Raw genomic sequence first — 22004 nt, 5'->3', positions numbered from 1 at the left:
GCTACCCCCGCAGCGCCCAGATGTTCACACCCGGCGTCGTCGTCGCGAACGTGTCGATCTCCCGCAGTTCGTCCTCGCCGAGCTTCGGAGCGTCCAGCGCCGCGACGTTCGCCTCGAGCTGGCCGACGCTCGACGCGCCGATCAGCGCCGACGTCATCCGCTCGTCCCGCAGCACCCACGTCAGCGCCAGCTGCGCCAGCGACTGCCCGCGCCGCTCCGCGATGGCGTTCAGCCCGCGCAGCCGCCGCAGCACGTCCTCCGTCAGCAGTCCCGGGTCCAGCGACTTCCCCTGCGCCGCGCGGGAGCCCTCCGGGATGCCCCGCAGATACTTGTCCGTGAGCAGGCCCTGGGCGAGCGGCGCGAAGGAGATGCAGCCCATGCCCTCCTCCTGGAGGGTGTCGAGCAGCGCGTCGTCCTCGATCCAGCGGTTGATCATGGAGTACGAGGGCTGGTGGATCAGCGCGGGGACCCCCATCTCGCGCAGCAGTCCCGCGGCCCGCCGGGTCTGCTCGGCGTTGTAGGAGGACACCCCCGCGTACAGCGCCTTGCCCTGCCGGACGGCGGTGGCGAGGGCGCCCGTCGTCTCCTCCAGCGGCGTCCGCGGGTCGAAGCGGTGCGAGTAGAAGATGTCGACGTAATCGACACCCATCCGGCGCAGCGAGGCGTCCAGCGACGACAGCAGGTACTTCCGGGAGCCCCACTCGCCGTACGGACCGGGGTGCATCCGGTAGCCGGCCTTGGTGGACAGCACGATCTCGTCCCGGTGGTGCCGGAAGTCCTGCGCGAAGATCTTGCCGAAGTTCAGCTCGGCGGAGCCCGGGGGCGGCCCGTAGTTGTTCGCCAGGTCGAAGTGCGTCACCCCGAGGTCGAAGGCGCGGCGCAGGATCGCGCGCTGCGAGTCCAGGGCCCGGTCGTCGCCGAAGTTGTGCCACAGCCCGAGCGAGATCTCGGGCAGTTCGAGCCCGCTGCGGCCCGTACGCCGGTACGTCATGGAGTCGTAGCGGTCGTCCGCCGCGCGGTGGGGGGAAGTGTTTGTCACAGCTTCTTCCCTATCACGCGCTGTGAGGCCCTCCGGTTGGGCGGGTGGCCCGGGTGCGCAGTAATGTGCTGGCTTCGGGGGCTGTCCGTACATCTGTCTGCACGAGGGGCTGGAAAAGGCGATGCTGCGTCATGCCGGGGGTCGGAGCGAGGAGCGGCCGCAGCGCCGCGGGCCCTATGCGGCAGTGCGCGAACTGGTCGTCGGCCTCTACGCCCGCAGAGTCGAGGGCCGCCTCGACACCGACCAGGTGCCCGGGCACATCGGTGTCATCCTCGACGGCAACCGCCGCTGGGCGCGTGCCTCCGGCGGCACCACGGAGCAGGGCCACCGGGCCGGCGCAGGGAAGATCCAGGAGCTGCTGGGCTGGTGCTCGGAGACGGACGTCGAGGTGGTCACGCTGTGGCTGCTGTCGACGGACAACCTCGACCGGCCGGAGCAGGAGCTGGTGCCGCTGCTCGGCATCATCGAGGACGCGGTGCGCGACCTGGCGTCCGACGGCCGCTGGCGGGTGCACCACGTCGGCACCATGGACCTGCTGCCGCCGGGCACGCAGGCCGTGCTGAAGGAGGCCGAGGAGGCCACCGCCGACAACACCGGGATACTGGTCAACGTCGCCGTCGGCTACGGCGGCCGGCAGGAGATCACCGACGCGGTCCGCTCGCTGCTCGCGGAGCAGGCCGAGCGCGGCACCTCGCTGGCGGAGCTGGCGGAGAAGCTCGAGGTGGAGCACATCTCCGAGCATCTCTACACGCGCGGCCAGCCCGACCCCGACCTGGTCATCCGCACCAGCGGGGAGCAGCGGCTCTCCGGCTTCATGCTCTGGCAGAGCGCGCACTCCGAGTACTACTTCTGCGAGGTCTTCTGGCCGGCCTTCCGCAAGGTCGACTTCCTGCGCGCGCTGCGTGACTACGCGGCCCGCCACCGCCGGTACGGCGGCTGACGGCCGAGGCACTGCGCCGGCACACGGGACGACACGCGCGAGCACACGGGACGACGCGCGCGAACGCACGGAAAGGAGGGGCGGCCCCACCCGGGGCCGCCCCTCCTTCCGTGTGCGTACGTCCGCCCGCGTGCGTACGTCCGCCCGTGCCGGTCAGAGCCCGGCCGGCACCCGCTCCGGTGCCGCGGGCGGCTCCTGCCGGTGTACGGGGCGGCCGGTGCGGCTGCCCGCCACGGCGAACAGGAAGCCCGCCGGGATGCTGACCAGCCCCGGGACGTGCAGCGGGAAGACCTGCCAGTCCAGTTGGGGGAAGAGGGCGTCCGGGGCGCCGGACACGCCGGGGGAGAAGAAGAGCAGCACCGCGGTGACGGCGGTGCCGCCGTAGACGGCCCAGTGCAGCCCGGTCACCATGAACCGCTTCCACAGCAGGCTGAGGCAGAGCGCGGGCAGCACCGCGGAGGCCGCCACCGTGTAGGAGAGGACCAGCCAGAACTGCGGGTTGGCGCTGTGGCCCAGGACGGCCAGCGTGATGCTCACAGCGCCGACGACGACGAGCGCCGTGTGCGGGTGTGCCCTGCGGCTGGACTCGTTCCGCTCCTGCCGGGCGCGGCGTAGGTCGTGGGAGAGCGCGGCGGAACCGGTGAGCAGCAGCACCGAGGCGGACGCCATCACCGTCAGGAACGACGCGCAGGAGATGAAGGTCAGCAGGAAGCCGGGGTCGCCGGGTTCGCTGCCGTCGAGGGCGCCGGCGAGCAGCAGCAGGTTGTTGCCGCCGCGCGGGCCGGCGGCCTCCAGCCCGGCGGCGCCGATCAGCGCCTGGATGCCGTAGCCGAGGAAGAGGGCGGCGAAGAGCATCATGGCGACCGCGCCCGTCGTCCAGCGTCCGGCGGCGCGGCCCTCGCGGGGCCCGGCGGAGGACGTCAGCCGGCTGATCATGTGGGGCAGGAACGCCGCTCCCAGGACCACGGTGACGGCCATGCTCGTCATGTCGACCGCGCCGGTGGCGCCGCCGCCGAACAGGTGACCGAAGGAGAAGTACGAGTCCTCGGCGCCGCTGCCCCGGGCCGCCTCGTCGGTCAGCCTGCCGACGTCCCAGCCGAAATGGGCGAGCACCAGCAGGGCCAGCAGCGGGGCGAGCACCAGGAACGCCATCGCCTTGCCGATCTGGAGCACGTCGGCCCCCCGGGCGCCGCCGATCGCCGCGCAGGACAGGATCAGGACGCCGAGCACGACCGTGCAGGCGATGGCGCCGTTCGTGCCCGGCAGGCCCATCAGCGCGGCCGTGATCTCACCCATCGGGCCGAGCTGCGCGATCAGCAGCGGCACCGAGACGATCAGCGCCGCGAACGCGGCCGCGCGCCGCGCGGGGACAGCCGGCAGCCGGTGCGAGAACACGTCACCGAGCGACCAGCCGCGCGCCTCGGGGAGTTTCGCGGCCAGCCAGAGCCGCAGCATCAGCGGTGACAGGGCGGTGGCGATCACCATCACCACGCCGTCGAAGCCGGCGACGGCCACGATGCCGGTGATGTAGAGGACACCGGCGGCGGAGATGAAGTCGCCCGTCAGGGCGAGCCCGGTGCGCAGCGGTCCGTAGTAGGCGCCCTTGGAGTAGAACTCCTCGGGGCTGTCGCCGAGGTCCGGGCTGGCCCACATGGACAGCAGCAGACAGGCGATGACCGAGACCAGGAAGAGGAAGATCGCGGCGGAGCGGTCCTGGAGGAGATCGGCGATCACGCGGTCCCCCCGTCCGTACCGGGGCGGGCGCCGGGGCGTGTCCGCAGCCGGGTCCACGGATGGGCCGCACCGCGCTCCCCGGCGGCACCGTCGCGGTGCCGGGACGACCGGTGGGCAGGGCGAACCAGGGGTGGAGCGAACACGAGATCTCCAGCGGAGAGAGGGGGGTGGGCGCGTGCGGCGACGGCACGGGCGCTCGAAACGCCGGGCGCATCCGACGAGTTGCGGCGAGTGTAGAAGCGCGGTCAGTAATCGGCCAGGACGGTCGGTGCCCCGCTTGTCCTCTCCTGTCCGCTACCTCTGCGTTGGTCCCTCGGGCTTCATGTGATCTGCACCGACTCCGTCGAATCATGGAGATGTGGCGAACCTGTTAACCCTGCTGTCGCACACGATCGGGCATGGCTCTGCTCGTTCGAGGGAATATCCCTTCCAGATCGACGCCCGGGCCACGGGTGTCGAACGCAGCGGGCGGCATGGGGCCGTCCGCCCGGGAGGCCCTTTGCACACGGACGACCGTGCGAGACGTCCGGCACCCGCCGGCGTTTCGCCCACGGGCGGCGCCGAGGGCCGGTCTCCGGCCCGCGCATCGCGGCCAGGAACCGGTCCCTTCCCGCGCGACGCCGTCGCACCCCGACCTCTTCCGAGGGGGTTCGTCCACCCGTGGTGACCAGCACGAAGCGCCGTACACCCGACCGGCGCACCTATGTCATCGACACCAGTGTCCTGCTGGCCGACCCGTCGGCCATGGCCCGTTTCGACGAGCACGAAGTGGTGCTCCCGGTGGTCGTGGTGACGGAACTGGAGGCCAAGCGGCATCACCCGGAACTCGGTTACTTCGCCCGGCAGGCGCTGCGCCTGCTCGACGAGTACCGGGTCCGGTACGGCCGCCTGGACGCGCCCATCCCGATCGGAGATCTCGGCGGGACCCTGCGGGTCGAGTTGAACCACTCGGACCCCTCGGTGCTGCCGCCGTCCTTCCTGCACCCCGGCGGCGGCTTCGCGGACAACGACACCCGGATCCTGGCGGTGGCGCGAAACCTCCAGGCCGAGGGGTACGACGTCACGGTCGTCTCCAAGGACCTGCCGCTGCGCATCAAGGCGTCCTCGGTCGGCCTGCTCGCCGAGGAGTACCGCGCCGAGCTGGCCATCACCGACTCCGGCTGGACCGGCATGGCGGAGCTGACGGTGGAGCCGGAGGCGGTGGACGACCTGTTCTCCACGGAGAGCGCGTACGTCCCCCAGGTGGCGGAACTGCCCGTGCACACCGGCCTGGTGCTCCAGTCCGAGCGCGGCAAGGCGCTCGGCCGGGTCACCGCCGACGGCCGGATACGGCTGGTGCGCGGCGACCGGGAGGCGTTCGGCATCCACGGGCGGAGCGCCGAGCAGCGGATCGCGCTGGACCTGCTGCTGGACCAGGACGTCGGCATCGTCTCGATGGGCGGCCGGGCCGGCACCGGCAAGTCGGCGCTGGCGCTGTGCGCGGGCCTGGAGGCCGTGCTGGAACGGCGGCAGCACCGCAAGGTGATGGTGTTCCGGCCGCTGTACGCGGTCGGCGGGCAGGACCTCGGCTACCTGCCGGGCAGCGAGGCGGAGAAGATGGGCCCGTGGGCCCAGGCCGTCTTCGACACGCTGTCGGCGGTGACGTCGAAGGAAGTGATCGAGGAGGTCGTGGGCCGCGGGATGCTGGAGGTGCTCCCGCTGACGCACATCCGCGGCCGCTCGCTGCACGACGCCTTCGTCATCGTCGACGAGGCGCAGTCCCTGGAGCGGAACGTCCTGCTGACCGTGCTCTCCCGGATCGGGGCCAACTCGCGCGTGGTCCTCACCCATGACGTCGCGCAACGCGACAACCTCAGGGTGGGGCGGTACGACGGGGTGGTCGCGGTCGTCGAGAAGCTCAAGGGGCATCCGCTGTTCGCCCATGTCACCCTCAACCGCTCGGAACGCTCGCCGATCGCCGCCCTGGTGACCGAAATGCTCGAAGAGGGGCACCTGTAGGGGATATGGGGCGTCTTCGCACTGTGAAGGCATTGACGCCGGTTCAGGAGTGAAGCGCGGTACGTACGACGACGCCGCGCGGCGAAGCCGAAGAGCTTAGCCGCGCGGCGTTGTGGCGCGCGTACCTTTCCGAAAATCTCACCGGTCAAACGGGATGTGACCTTTCCCACGCACCGGGGAATTGCTTCCGTCGGTCCGTGTCCGGCAGGGTGTGGGTTCTGTCAGGCCCCGCGTACGGCCTCCGGCGCCCCCAGTGGCCCGGTTGCACACAAGAATTGAACAGAGTCGCCGTACGCCGCCCGAAGCACCACGCGGATCCTCCCGAGGGAGGACGCACCGGGCCAGTGCCTCCCGTGACCAACCACCCCAGCGCCACCGGGGTGGTCAAGGGGGGCCGGTGTCAGGGGCACGATTGCGTCCGCGAGGTCACCTAAGCGGACGATGCTGGAAGGAAACCGTGTGAGCCGGATTTCGGTCCGGGGATTCGCCGTGGCGTCCGCCACCGCGGTCACCACCGTCGGCGCCGTCGTCGGTGTGGCCTCGGGCAGCTCTCAGGGTTCGGCCGATCCGGTCGAGGCCACAGCTGCCGATGCGACGCTCCTCGCAGACATATCCGCCGGGAACCACGCCCAGGCGCAGACCGCTTCGCTGACGGAGCAGGCGGACGCGCAGTCCACCGCTGCCGAGGCCGAGGCGAAGAAGTCCGCTGAGGAAGCAGCCCGCAAGCAGGCGGCAAAGGACGCGGCGGCCAAGAAGCTCGCCGAGGAGAAGAAGGCGGCCGAGGCCAAGGCGGCGAAGGAGCGTGAGGCCGAGCTCAAGGCGGCGCGTTCCGAGTCGCGTGCCGACGCCTCCGACTTCGGCGTCCAGAGCTCCTACACCGTCGCCGAGGTCCAGGCCATGGCGCGGCAGATGGTGCCGGGCGACCAGTTCCAGTGCTTCAGCAACATAGTTGACCACGAGAGCAGCTGGAACTACCGGGCGAGCAACCCCTCCTCGGGTGCCTACGGCCTGATGCAGGCGCTGCCGGGCTCCAAGATGTCGTCGGCCGGAGCCGACTGGCAGACCAACCCCGCGACTCAGATCAAGTGGGGCCTGGGTTACATGAGCGACCGTTACGGCGGCCCCTGCGGCGCCTGGGAGTTCTGGCAGGCGAACAACTGGTACTGAGCCCGCAGGGCACAGCACTTCGGGAAGCCCCCGTCCGCGGCAGCGGACGGGGGCTTCCCGCGTGTAACGTCGTCACGACTACCTCGGGGGCAACGGGGGACAAGGAAGTGATATGTCGAAGATTTCGGATTGGCTCGGGGGTCTCGGCTCGGGCCTGAACAAGCTGTCGGCCAGGCTCGGCGAGCGCCGGGCCGAGGCGGAGCAGACCCCGGACGGGGGCGGCCCGTCCGCGTACGCCCCCTCCGGAGCCTCCGGAGCCACCGCGCTGCCGGCGGAGGACCACCCCCCGCTCCCGGCCGCCGCGCCGGCCGTCCCGCGCCGCACCGATCCCGCCTCCTCCGTGCCCTGGGGCATGCGCGTCGCGGCCGAGGCCGGCTGGCGGCTGCTGGTCCTCGCCGGCACGCTCTGGGTGCTGATGCAGGTCATCAGCGCCGTACGGCTGGTGGTGCTGTCGTTCGTCGTCGCGCTGCTGATCACGGCGCTGCTCCAGCCGACCGTCGCCCGGCTCCGCAGGGCCGGCCTGCCGCGCGGGGTCGCGACAGCCGTCACCTCCATCACGGGCTTCGTCCTGATGGGGCTTGCGGGCTGGTTCGTGGTGTGGCAGGTCATGGAGAACATCGACAACCTGTCGGGCAGCGTCCAGGACGGCATCCAGGAGATGAAGACCTGGCTGCTGAACAGCCCGTTCCATGTGACCGAGGATCAGATCAACGACATCGCGGAGAATCTGAGCGACGCGGTCGGCACCAACACCCAGGCCATCACCTCCGCCGGGCTCCAGGGCGTCACGGTCGTGATCGAGGTGCTCTCCGGACTCTTCCTCGCGCTGTTCTCGACGCTCTTCCTGCTCTACGACGGCCGCAAGGTCTGGAACTGGACGCTGCGGCTCGTCCCGGCACAGGCCCGCGAGGGAGTCGCGGGCGCGGGCCCGCGCGCCTGGGACACGCTGACCGCGTACGTCCGCGGCACGGTGATGGTCGCCCTGATCGACGCCATCTTCATCGGCATCGGGATCTACTTCCTCGATGTGCCGATGGCGGTGCCGCTGGCCGTCATCATCTTCCTGGGCTCGTTCGTGCCGCTGGTCGGCGCGGTGGTCTCCGGCGCTCTCGCCGTGATCGTCGCGCTGGTCACCAACGGCCCGTTCAGCGCCCTGCTGGTGCTCGCCGTGGTGCTGCTGGTGCAGCAGATCGAGGGCCACATCCTCCAGCCCTTCATCCTGGGCCGGGCGGTCCGGGTGCATCCGCTGGCCGTCGTCCTCGCGGTGGCCACCGGCTCGATGATCGCGGGCATCGGCGGCGCGGTGGTGGCGGTGCCGCTGGTCGCCGTCACCAACACGGTCGTCAGCTATCTGGCCCGGCACGCCCGGGAGCAGGCGCTGCGGGACGCGGCACCGGCGGCACCGGGAACGGAACCGGGACCGGGGCCGGGACCGGGGCCGGGACCGGTGGAGCGGCCGGCGGACTGACCCCGCCGACGGCCGGCGCACACCCGGGGAACGGAAACGGAAGGGGCGCCCCCGCTCGTGGCGGGGGCGCCCCTTCCGGTGCGTACGGGCCCTCGCAGGCACGCAGCCGGTGCCGGCCGGGATCAGCCGGCCATGACCTCTTCGGCGTCCAGCGTCGCGGCGACCGCCTGGATCACCGCGGCGATCTTGAACGCCTCCTGGATCGTCTCACGGTCCACGCCGGCCTTGCGGAGCACCTGCTCGTGCGAGTCCAGGCACATGCCGCAGCCGTTGATCGCGGAGACGGCGAGCGACCACAGCTCGAAGTCCGTCTTGTCCACGCCCGGGTTGCCGATGACGTTCATCCGCAGACCCGCGCGCAGGTTGCCGTACTCCGGGTCGGACAGCAGGTGCCGGGTCCGGTAGTAGACGTTGTTCATCGCCATGATCGCGGCGGCGGACTTGGCAGCGGTGTACGCCTCGGGCTTGAGGTTCGCCTGCGCCTCCGGCTCCAGCTCCTTCAGCACGCGCGCCGAGCGGGAGGCGATCGCGCAGGAGAGGACCGTGCCCCACAACTGCTGCTCGGGGAGGTCGGAGTTGCCGATGACCGAGCCGAGGTTCAGCTTCAGGTCCTTGGCGTAGTCCGGGAGGGCGGCCTTCAGTTCGTCGAGTGCCATCGTCCGGTCACTCGCCCGCGAGAAGCTTGACCGGGTCCAGGGTCTCGTCGCCCTGCTTCCAGTTGCACGGGCACAGCTCGTCGGTCTGCAGGGCGTCCAGGACCCGCAGGACCTCCTTGGGGTTACGGCCCACGGAACCGGCGGTCACCATGGTGAACTGGATCTCGTTGTTCGGGTCCACGATGAACACGGCGCGCTGCGCGAAGCCGTCCTCACCCTCGACGCCGCAGTCGCGCATCAGCTCGTGCTTGGAGTCCGCGAGCATCGGGAAGGGCAGGTCGCGCAGGTCGGCGTGGTCCTTGCGCCAGGCGTGGTGCACGAACTCCGAGTCGCCGGAGACGCCCAGGATCTGCGCGTCGCGGTCGGCGAACTCGTCGTTCAGCTTGCCGAACGCCGCGATCTCGGTGGGGCAGACGAAGGTGAAGTCCTTCGGCCAGAAGAAGACGACGCGCCACTTGCCCTCGTAGGACTTGTGGTTGATCTGCTCGAACGCCTTGTCCGCGTCGAGGTCGACACAGGCCGTCAGGTCGTAGGCGGGGAACTTGTCACCGACAGTGAGCACACGCTCTCCTTGCAGGGTTGGGACATGCCTTTTGTGAGGATTGTCCCGGAGGGTTGGACGGCGTCCACCTTGCCACACTCAGCATTGATCAAATAAATCGCTACACTCGCCCGTGTTGATCGGTTCGGGTTATCAGTGACGGCGAGTGACGGAGGTCATGGTGGCGACTCGGGGTGCGGCGGGCCGGGGCCCGGTCCGGAACGGTGTACGGCAGCCGAGCCTGGCGCAGCTGCGCGCCTTCACCGCCGTCGCCGAGCATCTGCACTTCCGCGACGCCGCGGCGGAGATCGGCATGAGCCAGCCCGCGCTGTCCGGCGCGGTCGCCGCGCTGGAGGAGGCGCTCGGGGTGCAGCTCCTGGAGCGTACGACGCGCAAGGTGCTGCTCAGCCCGGCGGGGTCCCGGCTGGCGGCGCGCGCCCGTACCGTCCTGGAGGCCGTCGGCGACCTGATGGAGGAGGCGGACGCGGTGCGGGCGCCCTTCACCGGGGTGCTGCGCTTCGGGGTGATCCCCACCGTCGCTCCGTATCTGCTGCCCACCGTGCTGCGCCTGGTCCACGACCGCTACCCGGAGCTGGACCTCCAGGTGCACGAGGAGCAGACGGCCTCGCTGCTGGACGGGCTCGCCCGGGGCCGGCTCGACCTGCTGATGCTCGCGGTGCCCCTCGGGGCGCCGGGAGTCACCGAACTGCCGCTGTTCGACGAGGACTTCGTGCTGGTCACCCCGCGCGACCACAAGCTGGGAGGCAGGGCCGGGATACCGCGTTCCGCGCTCCGCGAGCTGGATCTGCTGCTGCTCGACGAGGGCCACTGCATGCGGGACCAGGCGCTCGACATCTGCCGGGAGGCGGGCCGCGAGGAGGGTGGCGGGGCGACGACCAGCGCCGCCGGGCTGTCCACCCTCGTGCAGCTCGTCGCGGGCGGGCTCGGCGTCACCCTGCTGCCGCGCACCGCGCTCAAAGTGGAGGCCGGCCGTTCCTGGCAGCTGGCGACCGGCTGGTTCGCCGACCCGGCGCCGTCCCGCCGGATCGCCCTCGCCATGCGCACGGGGGCGGCACGGCAGGAGGAGTTCGAGTCCTTCGCGGGCGCGCTGCGCGAGGCGCTGAGGAGCCTGCCGGTACGGATAGCGGAACCGGATCCCGGGGCCGGGCCCGCTTCCGGCGCGGAGCCCGGGCCCGGCGCCTAGGCGGCTTCCCCCGGGGGCCCGCCCCGGCTGCCGGCGCCTGAACTCCGGGCTCCGCGGCGCCGGGAGCCGTGCCCGCCGGACCGCCTCCGCCCCTCCGCCGGTGCCGGACCGCTCCCGCCCCCGGCCCGTGCCCGGACCGCTCCCGCGCGCCCGTGCCCGGCGCACCGTCCCCCCGGTGGACGGTGCGCCGGGCGTACCCCGTGGGCCGTGGGGGTGGCCCACGGGGCGTTCGTGTTCGGCCCCGTGCGTACCGGGCCGGCCGCTCCGTACCCGCTGAGCTACTCCGTACGGAGCCCCTCGGGCCGCATCATCCGCCACAGCGGCGGCAGACTCAGCGCGGTCACCAGCAGGATCACCCCGCCGCCGATGCCGGCCATGGCGGCGAGGTTCCCCCAGTCCACGGCGAGCGGCGTGCCGACCATCTTCAGCAGCAGCACCCCGAGCCCGAGACCGCCGGCCACGGCGAGCGCCAGCCCGAGCACCACCGGCACGGCCGTCTGCCACAGCACGGACCAGGCGAGGGTCGTGCGCCGGGTGCCGAAGGCGACCAGCACGGACAGCAGTCTGCGGCGCTCGCGGAGCTGCTCCAGGGTGGAGACCACCAAGCTGGCGCCGATGAGCAGCAGTGTGGCGGTGGCGGCGAAGAACAGGCCGCGCCGGATGGTGGTGAACTGCTCCGACTCGCTGGTGCTCGTCAGGGTGTAGACGTCGACCAGCGGGGAGATCTCGGCCGCCGTGTTGCGGACGTGTTCCACCGCGTCCGGTTCCCCGGGGTCGAGCTGGATCATGACGGTCGCCATCGGGCCGCTCAGCCGCTCCACGTCGACGGCCGAGGGGGTGGCGAGGACGCCGGAGGGGTCCAGCCCTGCCGGATGGGTGCGGGGCTGCACGATCCGGGCCGACTCCGGGACGGTCCAGGGATCCGAGTCCTCGGCCGGCTCGCCCGTCTCGCCGACAGCGAGTTCGACGGTCCCGCCGGGGACGGCGAACCCGTGGTCCTCCCGCACCTCGGTGACGAACACGTCGCCGTCCTCGCAGTTCTCCCCGACGGAGGCCAGCTCCCGCAGTGAGGCGCAGTCGCCGACGGTGATGGAGTCGAACCCGGGGTCCGGGCTCTTCCCCTCCGGCTCCGTGATGCTCGCCCCGACCACGGAGGCGACACTCCGGCTCCCCTCGGAGGTGCGGAACCGGCCGAAGAACTCCCGGGCCTCCGCCGCGCTCCCGATCGTGGTGTCGGCCTGCATCTGGAACCGGCCGGTGTCCTGGCCGGTGTCCCGGGTGTTGGTCTCCTCCACACTGGCGAACAGCATCTGGATGGCGATGGCCCCGGCGACGGCCACGGTGATCCCGCTGACCGCGCGGGCCGCCGTGCCGCTGCTGAGCTGGAGCCGGCGGGTCGCCAGCTGCCAGGGCAGCGGGCCGCCGCTGAAGCGGCCCACCACGGTCTCGACGAGCCAGGGCAGCAGCGCCGTGATGCCGACGAGCAGCAGGACCGTGCCGAGGGCGACCACGTAGGTGCCGGTGTTCGAGGTCGAGGTGCCGCCGGCGAAGTCGCCGATCATCGGCGCCAGGACCGCCACGCCGAGGACGGGCAGCAGCAGCCGCCACCACAGCCTGCGGCGGCGCGGGACCGTGTTCCGCACGACACCCAGCGGCTCGATGGCGACGCCCCGCAGCGCCAGCAGGGTGACGGCGACGGCCGAGACGGGCACGGCGACGGCGATCAGCGCCGCGAGCCCGGCGGAGGGCCGGATGTCGTGCGGGAAGAGGCTGACGCCCGCCAGCGTGACGTCGTCGGCGAACCGGCGCAGCGCCAGGAACAGGGCGCCGCCGACGAGAAGCCCGACCAGCGCCCCGAACATGGCCTCGCCCGCGGCGATCCGCCGGGTCATCCGCCCGTCGGCGCCGACCAGCCGCAGCGCGGCCAGCCTCCGGTCCCGGCGTTCGCCGCCGAACCGCACCGCCGTGGCGACGAAGATGGCCACCGGGAGCAGCAGCACCACACAGGCGACGACGACGAGCAGCAGCAGCTCGGGTGAGAGCGGGTCGACGACGCTGGGGGAGCCGAAGTGGTCGATGCGGTAGCCGCGTCCGCCCGCGAAGTCCTCGGCGGTGCCGCCCGCGTAGTAGATCATCTCGTCCGGGCCGCTGAGTCCCCGGTCGCCGATGGTGCCGGTGATCCGGTCGTCCAGGCGCTCCCGCAGCAGCTCGTTGCCGGGGGCCTTCAGGAAGCCGGCGAGGGCGGGGGAGACCACCATCTCGCCCGGGCCGGGGAGTTCGCCCAGGCCGGGCGGCACGGGCGGGTTGTCGCCGTCCGGGCGCACCAGCAGGCCCAGGATCGGCTCGTCCCGGAACTCGGTGTCGGCCTGCCCGACCCGGAGGGTTTCCGGCCCCGGTTTCAGGTCCTCGCCGCCGAGGTTGGAGCGGGCCGAGTTGCGGATGTCGCGGGAGGCCATCATCTCGGGGACGGACGCGGCGCCCAGCAGCAGCGCCACGCCGAGGCCGACGCCGACGGCCGTCAGGATCGTACGGACCCAGCCCTCCCGGCCGCCGGTGACGGCGAACCGGACACCCATCAGCAGATCGGCGGCCCAGCGCGCGAGGCTGCCGCGCCGGTCGGCCGGCGGTGCCGCGCCGGTCCGGGTGCGTTCGGTGGTCGCGGTGCCGCTCATGCGACACCCGCCATGTCCCGGGCCACGCCGTCCCGTACGACGACCTCGCGGTCGGAGTAGGCGGCGACGCGCGGCTCGTGGGTGACGAGGACGACCGCGGTGCGGGAGTCGCGCGCGGCCTCGGTGAGGAGCTGCATGACGCGCTCGCCGTTCAGCGAGTCGAGGGCGCCGGTCGGCTCGTCGGCGAACAGCACGCGCGGACCGGTCACCAGGGAACGGGCCACGGCGACGCGCTGGCCCTGGCCGCCGGACACCTCACCGGGCCGCTTGCCGGCCACGTCGGACACCTCCAACCGGTCCAGCCACTCGGTGGACCGCGCCTCGGCCTCCCGGCGCTTGACGCCCGACAGCCGCAGCGGCAGCGCGACGTTCTCCACGCAGGTCAGCTCGGGCACCAGCTGGCCGAACTGGAAGACGAAGCCGAAGTCGCTGCGGCGCAGGGCGCTCCGCTCGGCGTCGGACATCGCGGACAGCTCGCGGCCGCGGTAGCGGACCTCGCCGGAGTCCGGCCGGACGATCCCGGCCAGGCAGTGCAGCAGGGTCGACTTGCCGGAGCCGGACGGGCCCATGACCGCGACGACCTCGCCGGGGTGGATGCCGAAGTCGGCCCCGTCGAGCGCGAGGGTGGCGCCGTACGTCTTGCGCAGGGCCCCGGCTGTCAGGAGGGCACCGGTGGGAGTCATGAGCGGACCTCCGAGGCGAGTCGGTCGAGCCGGGCGGCGGTCATCTCGAGCCAGCGCAGGTCGGCTTCGAGGTGGAACAGGGCGTGGTCGCAGATCAGCTGGTCGGCGAGGTCGCCACCGGCCTTGCGGCGGGTCAGCTCGCGCATCAGCCGCAGGTGTTCGGCCCGCTGGCCGTCCAGCAGGTCGGCCGCGTTCCGCCCGGTGAGCAGGGAGAGCACGACCTTGGTGTAGAGGGTGGACTGGAGGTACGGCTCGGGCTTCTCCGGCTGCGCCAGCCAGGTCTCGACGTCGGTGACCCCGGCGTCGGTGATGGCGTACCGCTTGCGCTCGGGGCCGCCGCCGGGCTCGATGCCGTCGACCTCCACGAGGCCGTTCTTCAGCAGCCGGGACATGGTCGAGTAGACCTGGCCGTAGTGCAGCGGCTTGTCGTGCCCGAAGCGTTCGTCGAAGGCGCGCTTGAGGTCGTAACCGTGGCGCGGGCCGGACTCCAGGAGTCCGAGCAGGGTGTGACCGATGGACATGCGCGGCACTGTACACCATGTGTATACACCGTGTGTATACCTGCGCTCCGGGTGGCTTACAGGGTGGTGTTTGCGCAGGTCGGATGGGTGGTGGGAGGTGTTCCGCACGGTGCGGGGGAGTCGTCGGGGTGCGGCGGCCTGAAGAGCGGAGCGGGGGAAGCCCGGGGGGCGCGGGGGGAGCGCGGAGGGAGGCGCGTGGGGAAGTGTGCGGGGGGAGCGCGGGGTGAACGCGGATCCGGAGGCGGGCTGGCGGGGTGTCACGGGGGCGGTGCGGGTGGGTGTGGATGCCGGTGGCGTGGCTCTTTCCGCACCCGTTCGGATCCGGCCACCGGCGGGCCCCGGAAGTTGCCTGTGTAACGGGTATTGACCCCGGCCTCACAAGCCCTTAACGTCCGGGAGCCATACGTCCGAAATCTTTTCCGGAAGTTTTCGGTAAGGCGTCCGAAAGGGAGTCCCCCGATGAAAACCAGCCGCTTCGTCACCGCCGCGCTCGCGACGGCCGCCCTGTCGCTGCCGCTGCTGGCGCCATCGGCCATGGCCGACCGGCCCTCCGACCACCGGGGCTCGCAGCACCATTCCAAGGGCAAGTCCGACCGGCTGCGCGATGCCGCTCCCAAGGGGTTCTACGTGGGCACCGCCGTGGCGGGCGGCGGCCACCACCTCGAGCAGGACTACCCGGACCCGTTCTCCTCCGACCGGGAGTACCGGAAGACCCTGGCGAAGCAGTTCAGCTCGGTCTCCGCCGAGAACCAGATGAAGTGGGAGTACCTGCGTCCCGAGCAGGACACCTACAACTTCGAGTCGGCCGACGCCATCGCCGAGTTCGCCGAGCGCAACAACCAGGTCGTGCGCGGCCACACGCTGCTGTGGCACAGCCAGAACCCGGCCTGGCTGGAGGAGGGCGACTTCACCAAGGAGGAGCTGCGCGAGATCCTGCACGACCACATCACCACCGTCGTCGGCCGCTACGCCGGCAAGATCCAGCAGTGGGACGTGGCCAACGAGATCTTCGACGAGCAGGGCAACCTGCGCAGCGAGGAGAACATCTGGATCCGCGAGCTCGGCCCGGGCATCATCGCCGACGCCTTCCGTTGGACCCACGAGGCCGACCCGGAGGCCAAGCTCTTCTTCAACGACTACGGAGTCGAGGAAGTGGGCGCCAAGAGCGACGCCTACTACCGGCTCACCCAGGACCTGCTGGAGCAGGGCGTGCCCGTGCACGGCTTCTCCGTCCAGGCGCACCTGAGCATGCGTTACGGCTTCCCCGCCGGCCTGGAGGAGAACCTGCGGCGGTTCGACGAGCTGGGCCTGGAGACGGCCGTCACCGAGCTGGACGTCCGCATGGACCTGCCGGAGAGCGGTGAGCCGACCGACGAGCAGCTGGAGCAGCAGGCCGACTGGTACCAGCGGACGCTGTCCGCGTGCCTGGCCGTGGAGGACTGCAACTCGTTCACCATCTGGGGCTTCACCGACAAGTACTCCTGGGTGCCGGTGTTCTTCGAGGGTGAGGGCGCCGCGACGGTCATGACCGGCGACTTCGAGCGGAAGCCCGCCTTCTACGCCCTGCGGGACACCCTGAAGGAAGCGAAGAAGGCCGAGGGCCGCAAGCCGCACGGCAGGCACTGAGAACAGCGCCGGACCCGTCACCGCCGCGACCGGGCGTTGGGTGGCGGGTCCGGCCCGAGACCGGGCCCCGGTGATTCCAACCGCCGGGGCCCGGTCACGGCTTCCGCCCCGAAGGGGCGTTCGCCCGGCCCTGCGCCCGGGCTTCAGCCCTCGGTCTCCGTCTCCGGCGGCGCCCCGCCGGGGCCGGGTCTCGCCGGCCGGCCCCGCTTCGGGAGCGGGCCAGCCGTCCTCGGCAGCCGTCCTGCCTCCGCCAGGGCGCGCCGGAGCAGGAACTCGATCTGCGCGTTGGCGGAGCGCAGTTCGGACGCGGCCCAGGCGGCGATCGCGTCGTGCACGGCCGGGTCGAGCCGCAGCAGCACCTGCTTGCGCCGCTGCCGCGGCGGTCGCTTCGGGGGGTCGGGCTCCTTGCCCCGGCTCCCGGGGTCGCCGGTCACTGGTAGAGGGAGCCCGTGTTCAGCACCGGCTGGGGCGCGCGGTCGCCGCAGAGCACGACCATGAGGTTGCTGACCATGCTGGCCTTCCGCTCCTCGTCGAGTTCCACGATGTCCTGCTCGGTGATCCGGGCCAGTGCCGCCTCGACCATGCCGACGGCGCCGTCCACGATCTCCCGGCGGGCCGCGACGACCGCGCCCGCCTGCTGGCGCTGGAGCATCGCGGAGGCGATCTCCGGGGCGTACGCGAGGTGGGTGAAGCGGGACTCGATGATCCGCACTCCGGCCGCCTGGACCCGGGCGGACAGCTCGGCGGCGAGCTTCTCGGTGATCTCCTCGGCGTTGCCGCGCAGCGAGAGGTCGTGCTCCTCCCGGGCGTCGTACGGGTACTCGATCGCGATGTGCCGTACGGCGGCCTCGGTCTGGGTGGAGACGAACTCCAGGAAGTCGTCCACCTCGAAGACCGCCTGCGCGGTGTCCTCGACCTTCCAGACGACGACGGCGGCCAGTTCCACCGGGTTGCCGTAGGCGTCGTTGACCTTCAGGACGGCCGTCTCGTGGTTGCGGACCCGGGTGGAGATCTTCTCCCGGGTGGTCAGCGGATTGACCCAGCGCAGGCCGTCGGTGCGGATGGTGCCGGTGTAGCGGCCGAAGAGCTGGACGACGCGGGCCTCGCCCGGCGCCACCATGTTGAGGCCGCACATCGCGAAGATCGAGCCGATGAAGAGCAGGATGCCGAGGATGATCAGCGGCACGCCGAGTCCGGGTGTCCCGTCCTTGGCGACCACCGCGCCGGCGATGATCACGCCGATGCCGGCCAGCAGCCCGAGCAGGCCGAGGAGGAGCGCCAGCGCGCCGCCGATGCTGTGCGCGGTGAACTCGCGGACCTGCGGCTTGGGCATCTCGGGGGCGTTCTCGGGGTCGGGCACGGTGCCGGGCGCGGCATCGTTCGGCGTGCTGTGCGGAGTGTTGGTCACTGGGCTCCCCGTTCCTGTTCGGACACCGGCGACCGCCGGTTCCAGGTCTAGCAAAGTGATATCACTTTAACAGGACGTGAGGCTTCGCACATCGGTTCCCCCTTGCGGGGGTGCTGATTCTCACGCCACGAAAACGCCGGAGCGGGGGGCGTATCGGCACAGAACCGGTGTTTACTTCTGTGGATCCAGGGGGGCGAACAGGCGAACGGACACTGGAGTCGCGAGACCATGGGACGAGCCGACGAACGCAGGGCGCGGCAGCGGGGGGCCCGCCGCGCCAAGCCGAAACGCGGCGGCAGCGGCCGCCTGTTCACCTGGAAGAAGCTGCTGGGCGCCCTCGTCCTGGTGGGCGCGCTCGGCGTGGGCACCTTCATCGTGCTGTATCTGCTCGTCGACGTCCCCGAGGGCAACGCCGAGGCCAGCGAGCAGAGCAACGTCTACACCTACGCCGACGGCTCCCTCATCGCCCGGGACGGGACGGTCAACCGCGAGATCGTGGACATCAGCCGGGTCCCGAAGGAGATCCAGCGGGCCTTCGTCGCCGCCGAGAACAAGACCTTCTACCAGGACAACGGCGTCGACCTGCGGGGCACCACCCGCGCGCTGCTCTCGACCCTGCGCGGTGACAAGCAGGGCGGCTCCACCATCACCCAGCAGTACGTCAAGAACTACTACCTCAGCCAGGAGCAGACGGTCACCCGCAAGGCCAAAGAGCTGATCATCGCGCTCAAGGTCGACCAGCAGAAGAGCAAGGACGAGATACTCGCCGGCTACCTCAACACCAGCTACTTCGGGCGGGGCGCGTACGGGGTCCAGGCCGCTGCCCAGGCGTACTACGGCACCGACGTGGAGGACCTGACCGTCGAACAGGGCGCCTACCTCGCCGCACTGCTCCAGGCGCCGAGCAGCTACGACTGGGCCGTCGCCTCCGAGGGCACCCGGAAGACCGTCCTGGAACGCTGGAACTACGTGCTGGACAACATGGTCGAGATGAAGTGGCTCGACGGCGGCGAGCGGCAGGGCATGAAGTTCGACGAACCCGGCGCCCCCAAGCCCAATCCGGGCCTCGACGGCCAGGCCGGCTATCTGATCCAGGCGGCCGAGGCCGAGCTGGCCGCCGCCGGAGTCGACGAGCAACTGCTCGCCGCCCGCGGCTGGAACATCAAACTCAACATCGACAAGAAGAAGCAGCAGCAGCTGGAGAAGGCGGTGGAGCAGACGCTGCTGGACGAACTCGACCCGGAGAAGCGCAAGGTCGACGGTCACGTCCAGCCGGGAGCCGTCTCCGTCGACCCCGCCACCGGCAAGGTGCTGGCCATGTACGGCGGACGGGACTTCGTCAAGCACTACATCAACAACGCGACCCGGCAGGACTACCAGCCCGCCTCGACCTTCAAGCCGATCATCCTGGCCGCCGCGCTGGACACCGGAGCGGAGACCCAGGACGGCGCGCCGATCCTGCCGACCACGGTCTACGACGGCACCAGCGAGCGGCCCGTCGAGGGCAGCGACACCCCGTTCGCGCCACCGAACGAGGACGACGTGGACTACGGCCCCGTCAGCGTCCAGAAGGCCATGAACAGCTCCGTGAACTCGGTCTTCGCGCAGATGGCGGTCGACGTCGGACTGGAGCGCACCAAGCAGTCCGCCATCGAACTCGGCCTCGACGCCGAGGCGGGCGGCTTCGACGTCAAGCCCGCCATGTCCCTCGGTGTCATGGGCGCCAGCCCGCTCGACATGGCCGCCGTGTACGCCACCCTCGACAACCACGGCGAGAAGGTCACGCCCCGGATCATCGCCTCCGCCGAGCGCGACGGCCAGGAGGTGGAGCTGCCCGACCCGATCGGCGACCAGGTCGTGGAGCGCGAGACGGCGGACACCGTCACCTCCGTGCTCCAGGGCGTGGTCAACGACGGCACCGCCAGCGGCATCCGCTCCGAGCGGCTCAACTTCGCGGGCAAGACCGGCACCTCGGACGACAACAAGTCCGCCTGGTTCGCGGGCTACACCCCGGAGCTGGTCACCACCGTCGGGCTCTTCGGCGAGGCCGAGGGCGGCAAGCAGGTGACGCTGAGCGGCGCCGGAGGCGGCGGGAGGGTCAACGGCGGCGGCTATCCCGCCGAGATCTGGTCGGCGTACCACGACCGCGTCCTCGGCGACGGCACGGCGGCCGAGTTCGACCTCGTGGTGGACGACCGGCTCGCCGAGACCCCGCCGCCGAGCCGTTCGCCCGACGCCTCCGACGAACCCGACCCGACCACGTCCGCGCCCTCCGCCCCGCCCGACACCACGACGCCTCCGCCGCCGACCACCTCCTCGCCGCCGCCGGCCACGTCCTCGCCGCCCCCGCCGGACACCTCCTCCCCGGCGGTGACCCTGCCCGTGCCCGAGGGCGAGCCGGACCGCCCGGGCCGGGACGGCGAGCGGACCCGGGGCACCGGCTGACCCGGGGGCGCGGGCACGAGGCGCGGGGCGCGGGGACGAGGCCCGGGACACGGGCGCGGACCCGTAACCCGTACGCACGCGGAGGGCCGCCCGGACACCGGGCGGCCCTCCGCGCGTAACACCGGGGCGGCGGGCTACCCGCCGTTCGGCCGTGCCAGCTCGAACCACACGACCTTGCCGGTGGACAGCCGGGTCGCGCCCCAGCGCCGCGCCAGCCTGTTCACCAGATACAGCCCGCGCCCGCCCTCGTCCGACGGCCGCGCCTGGCGCAGCCTCGGCAGCTGCGGAACGTCGTCACCGACCTCGCAGCGCAGCACGTCGGTGCGCAACAGCCGCAGCGTCACCGGCCGTTCGGCGTACCGGACGGCGTTCGTCACGACCTCGCTGACGAGGAGTTCCACGGAGTCGGACAGCTCCTCCATGCCCCACCGCTCCAGCGCCCGCCGCGCCAGCCGGCGCGCCTTGCCCGGGGCCTGCTCGGTGGGCTCCAGGAACCAGTACGCGACATCGCTCGGCGGGATCCCGTCGAACCGGGCGGCGAGCAGCGCGATGTCGTCGTCCCGGTCGCCCGGGCCGAGCATGTCCAGCACCTCGTCGCACAGCGGCTCCAGCGGCGGCGGATGGTCCGGGCCGGTCAGCCGCGCCGTCGCGACGAGCTTCTCGCGCAGCTGCTCGATGCCCGTCCACACGTCCCGCAGCCGCGACTCGACCAGGCCGTCGGTGTAGAGCAGCAGCGTCGCCCCGGCCGGGGCGTCCAGCTCCACGGCCTCGAAGTCGACCCCGCCGACACCGATCGGCGCCCCCGGCGGCACCCGCAGCACCTCCGCCCGGCCGCCCAGGTGCAGCAGTACCGGCGGCGGATGGCCCGCGTTGGCGATGACGATGCGGTGCGCCACCGGGTCGTAGACCGCGTACATGCAGGTCGCCATGCGGTCGCTGCCGAGCCGCTGGGCCTGCTCGTCGAGGTGGTGCAGCACCTCCTGCGGCGGCAGGTCCAGCTGGGCCAGGGTCTGCGCGGTCGTGCGCAGCTGGCCCATGATCGCGGCCGAGGTCATGGAGTGGCCCATGACGTCACCGACGACCAGCGCGACCCGGCTGCCGGGCAGCGGGATGGCGTCGTACCAGTCACCGCCGACCCGGGCCGTCTCGGCGGCCGGGAGATAGCGGCTGGCGAGCCGCACCCCGGTCGGCTGGGGCAGCGAGTCCGGGAGCATCGCGCGCTGGAGCGCGTCGGCGATGTAGGCCTCGCGGCCGTACAGCACCGCCTTGTCGACCCCCAGCGCGGTGTGCGTCGCCAGCTGCGCCGCCACCAGCAGGTCGTCCGGCTCGAACGCCGGGCGGTCCGGGAGCCGCAGGAAGACGGCGGCGCCGATGACCCGGCGGCGGCCGCGCAGCGGGGCCAGGACGGCGCGCCGGCCGTCCGGTATGAAGTGGTCCCGGCCGAGCAGCGCCGGGATCGCGTCGGCGGCCGTCTCCGAGTCGCCGAACACCGGCCGCACCCCGCGGAGCACCTCGGCGAGCGGACTGCCCGGGGCGACCTCCGCGGTGTCGGCGGCGGGCAGGAAACCGGTGCGGTCGGCCGGGTCGGAGCGGCGCATGCCGCCGGTGTCGGCGTCCCCGGCGTCGGCCGCGGCCGTGCCGCCGCTGCCCGTGCCGGTACGGCCGTCCGGCAGCCGGTCGCTGCGGCGCAGGCGCAGCCGGAAGGGCTCCACCGGGCGCTCGTCACCGACCGGCAGCGGGTCGCGCAGATAGACCAGGATCACGTCGGCGAAGGTCGGCACCGTCGCCCGGCAGAGGCCCAGGACGTTCTCGTCCAGGTCGATGCCGCGCGCGATCCGCCGGGTCGCGGCGCCGACGAACCGCAGCCGGTCGCCGTCCCGCTGGTCCCGTGCGGCGGCCTCG

At 72.0% G+C, this 22004-nt stretch carries 17 protein-coding genes; 7 read left to right on the top strand and 10 right to left on the bottom strand.

The window, feature by feature from the left end:
• Position 1: 1 nt before the first annotated feature.
• Positions 2-1039 carry an L-glyceraldehyde 3-phosphate reductase gene (mgrA, locus tag GCU69_RS02320; RefSeq protein WP_156204984.1) on the bottom strand — a complete coding sequence of 346 codons (1038 nt, stop codon included), beginning with the start codon at positions 1037-1039 and terminating at the stop codon, positions 2-4.
• 121 nt (positions 1040-1160) lie between these two features.
• Here mgrA and GCU69_RS02315 point away from each other — a divergent pair, with 121 nt between their 5' ends.
• Positions 1161-1979 carry an isoprenyl transferase gene (locus tag GCU69_RS02315; RefSeq protein ID WP_098755193.1) on the top strand — a complete coding sequence of 273 codons (819 nt, stop codon included), beginning with the start codon at positions 1161-1163 and terminating at the stop codon, positions 1977-1979.
• A 153-nt stretch (positions 1980-2132) separates the two neighbouring features.
• Here the strand turns inward: GCU69_RS02315 and GCU69_RS02310 are convergent, their stop codons facing one another.
• Positions 2133-3713 (bottom strand): sodium:solute symporter family transporter, encoded by a 1581-nt coding sequence (locus GCU69_RS02310; protein ID WP_156204983.1) that lies wholly within the window; start codon positions 3711-3713, stop codon positions 2133-2135.
• Positions 3714-4373: 660 nt separating this feature from the next.
• Here GCU69_RS02310 and GCU69_RS02305 point away from each other — a divergent pair.
• The 3 genes from GCU69_RS02305 (at position 4374) to GCU69_RS02295 (ending at position 8346) form a co-directional block, all read left to right on the top strand.
• On the top strand, positions 4374-5711 hold the full coding sequence (locus GCU69_RS02305; RefSeq protein WP_098755195.1) for a PhoH family protein: 1338 nt from the start codon (positions 4374-4376) through the stop codon (positions 5709-5711).
• A gap of 459 nt (positions 5712-6170) precedes the next feature.
• A complete protein-coding gene (locus tag GCU69_RS02300; protein WP_098755196.1) occupies positions 6171-6878 on the top strand; it encodes an aggregation-promoting factor C-terminal-like domain-containing protein in 708 nt (235 codons plus the stop codon).
• Positions 6879-6990: 112 nt separating this feature from the next.
• Positions 6991-8346 (top strand): AI-2E family transporter, encoded by a 1356-nt coding sequence (locus GCU69_RS02295; protein ID WP_156204982.1) that lies wholly within the window; start codon positions 6991-6993, stop codon positions 8344-8346.
• Between the two features lie 122 nt (positions 8347-8468).
• Here GCU69_RS02295 and GCU69_RS02290 read toward each other — a convergent pair whose 3' ends face one another.
• On the bottom strand, positions 8469-9002 hold the full coding sequence (locus GCU69_RS02290) for an alkyl hydroperoxide reductase (protein ID WP_098755198.1): 534 nt from the start codon (positions 9000-9002) through the stop codon (positions 8469-8471).
• A gap of 7 nt (positions 9003-9009) precedes the next feature.
• Positions 9010-9564, bottom strand: coding sequence for a peroxiredoxin (locus GCU69_RS02285; protein ID WP_098755199.1), 555 nt, complete (start codon positions 9562-9564; stop codon positions 9010-9012).
• A gap of 157 nt (positions 9565-9721) precedes the next feature.
• Between GCU69_RS02285 and GCU69_RS02280 the strand changes: the two genes are divergently transcribed.
• A complete protein-coding gene (locus GCU69_RS02280) occupies positions 9722-10747 on the top strand; it encodes a hydrogen peroxide-inducible genes activator (protein ID WP_156204981.1) in 1026 nt (341 codons plus the stop codon).
• Between the two features lie 278 nt (positions 10748-11025).
• Here GCU69_RS02280 and GCU69_RS02275 read toward each other — a convergent pair whose 3' ends face one another.
• Genes GCU69_RS02275 through GCU69_RS02265 form a run of 3 tightly spaced genes read right to left on the bottom strand, consistent with a single transcriptional unit; the run spans position 11026 to position 14623 of the window.
• On the bottom strand, positions 11026-13419 hold the full coding sequence (locus GCU69_RS02275) for an FtsX-like permease family protein (RefSeq protein WP_156204980.1): 2394 nt from the start codon (positions 13417-13419) through the stop codon (positions 11026-11028).
• Positions 13416-14102, bottom strand: a complete 687-nt coding sequence (locus GCU69_RS02270) for an ABC transporter ATP-binding protein (protein WP_098755202.1) — start codon at positions 14100-14102, stop codon at positions 13416-13418. Before GCU69_RS02270 ends, GCU69_RS02275 begins: the two co-directional genes overlap by 4 nt.
• On the bottom strand, positions 14099-14623 hold the full coding sequence (locus tag GCU69_RS02265; protein WP_098755203.1) for a PadR family transcriptional regulator: 525 nt from the start codon (positions 14621-14623) through the stop codon (positions 14099-14101). The genes GCU69_RS02270 and GCU69_RS02265 overlap by 4 nt, the downstream gene beginning before the upstream one ends.
• Positions 14624-15082: 459 nt before the next feature.
• Here GCU69_RS02265 and GCU69_RS02260 point away from each other — a divergent pair, with 459 nt between their 5' ends.
• Entirely contained in the window at positions 15083-16249 is a 1167-nt protein-coding gene (locus tag GCU69_RS02260) for an endo-1,4-beta-xylanase (RefSeq protein ID WP_098753746.1), read from the top strand.
• 143 nt (positions 16250-16392) lie between these two features.
• On the opposite strand, the gene GCU69_RS02255 is transcribed toward GCU69_RS02260, so the two are convergent.
• Together GCU69_RS02255 and GCU69_RS02250 are read right to left on the bottom strand one after the other, a co-directional pair.
• Positions 16393-16683, bottom strand: a complete 291-nt coding sequence (locus GCU69_RS02255; protein WP_098753747.1) for a hypothetical protein — start codon at positions 16681-16683, stop codon at positions 16393-16395.
• A complete protein-coding gene (locus GCU69_RS02250) occupies positions 16680-17582 on the bottom strand; it encodes an SPFH domain-containing protein (RefSeq protein WP_098753752.1) in 903 nt (300 codons plus the stop codon). Before GCU69_RS02250 ends, GCU69_RS02255 begins: the two co-directional genes overlap by 4 nt.
• Positions 17583-17885: 303 nt before the next feature.
• Between GCU69_RS02250 and GCU69_RS02245 the strand changes: the two genes are divergently transcribed.
• Entirely contained in the window at positions 17886-20102 is a 2217-nt protein-coding gene (locus GCU69_RS02245) for a transglycosylase domain-containing protein (RefSeq protein WP_098753748.1), read from the top strand.
• 134 nt (positions 20103-20236) lie between these two features.
• On the opposite strand, the gene GCU69_RS02240 is transcribed toward GCU69_RS02245, so the two are convergent.
• A partial coding sequence (locus tag GCU69_RS02240) for an ATP-binding SpoIIE family protein phosphatase (protein ID WP_156204979.1) occupies positions 20237-22004 on the bottom strand: 1768 nt, incomplete at its 5' end.

It is taken from the genome of Streptomyces lycii (assembly GCF_009735685.1).
Classification (GTDB): domain Bacteria; phylum Actinomycetota; class Actinomycetes; order Streptomycetales; family Streptomycetaceae; genus Streptomyces; species Streptomyces lycii.
Note: the sequence above shows the minus strand (reverse complement) of the source record. Positions and strands in the feature narration are given on the sequence as shown.

Coding starts and splice junctions, on each gene's coding strand:
- GCU69_RS02315 (WP_098755193.1), top strand. CDS start 1,161: ATGCTGCGTCATGCCGGGGGTCGGAGCGAGGAGCGGCCGCAGCGCCGC.
- GCU69_RS02295 (WP_156204982.1), top strand. CDS start 6,991: ATGTCGAAGATTTCGGATTGGCTCGGGGGTCTCGGCTCGGGCCTGAAC.
- GCU69_RS02290 (WP_098755198.1), bottom strand. CDS start 9,002: ATGGCACTCGACGAACTGAAGGCCGCCCTCCCGGACTACGCCAAGGAC.
- GCU69_RS02280 (WP_156204981.1), top strand. CDS start 9,722: ATGGTGGCGACTCGGGGTGCGGCGGGCCGGGGCCCGGTCCGGAACGGT.
- GCU69_RS02275 (WP_156204980.1), bottom strand. CDS start 13,419: ATGAGCGGCACCGCGACCACCGAACGCACCCGGACCGGCGCGGCACCG.
- GCU69_RS02270 (WP_098755202.1), bottom strand. CDS start 14,102: ATGACTCCCACCGGTGCCCTCCTGACAGCCGGGGCCCTGCGCAAGACG.
- GCU69_RS02265 (WP_098755203.1), bottom strand. CDS start 14,623: ATGTCCATCGGTCACACCCTGCTCGGACTCCTGGAGTCCGGCCCGCGC.
- GCU69_RS02260 (WP_098753746.1), top strand. CDS start 15,083: ATGAAAACCAGCCGCTTCGTCACCGCCGCGCTCGCGACGGCCGCCCTG.
- GCU69_RS02250 (WP_098753752.1), bottom strand. CDS start 17,582: ATGCCCAAGCCGCAGGTCCGCGAGTTCACCGCGCACAGCATCGGCGGC.
- GCU69_RS02245 (WP_098753748.1), top strand. CDS start 17,886: ATGGGACGAGCCGACGAACGCAGGGCGCGGCAGCGGGGGGCCCGCCGC.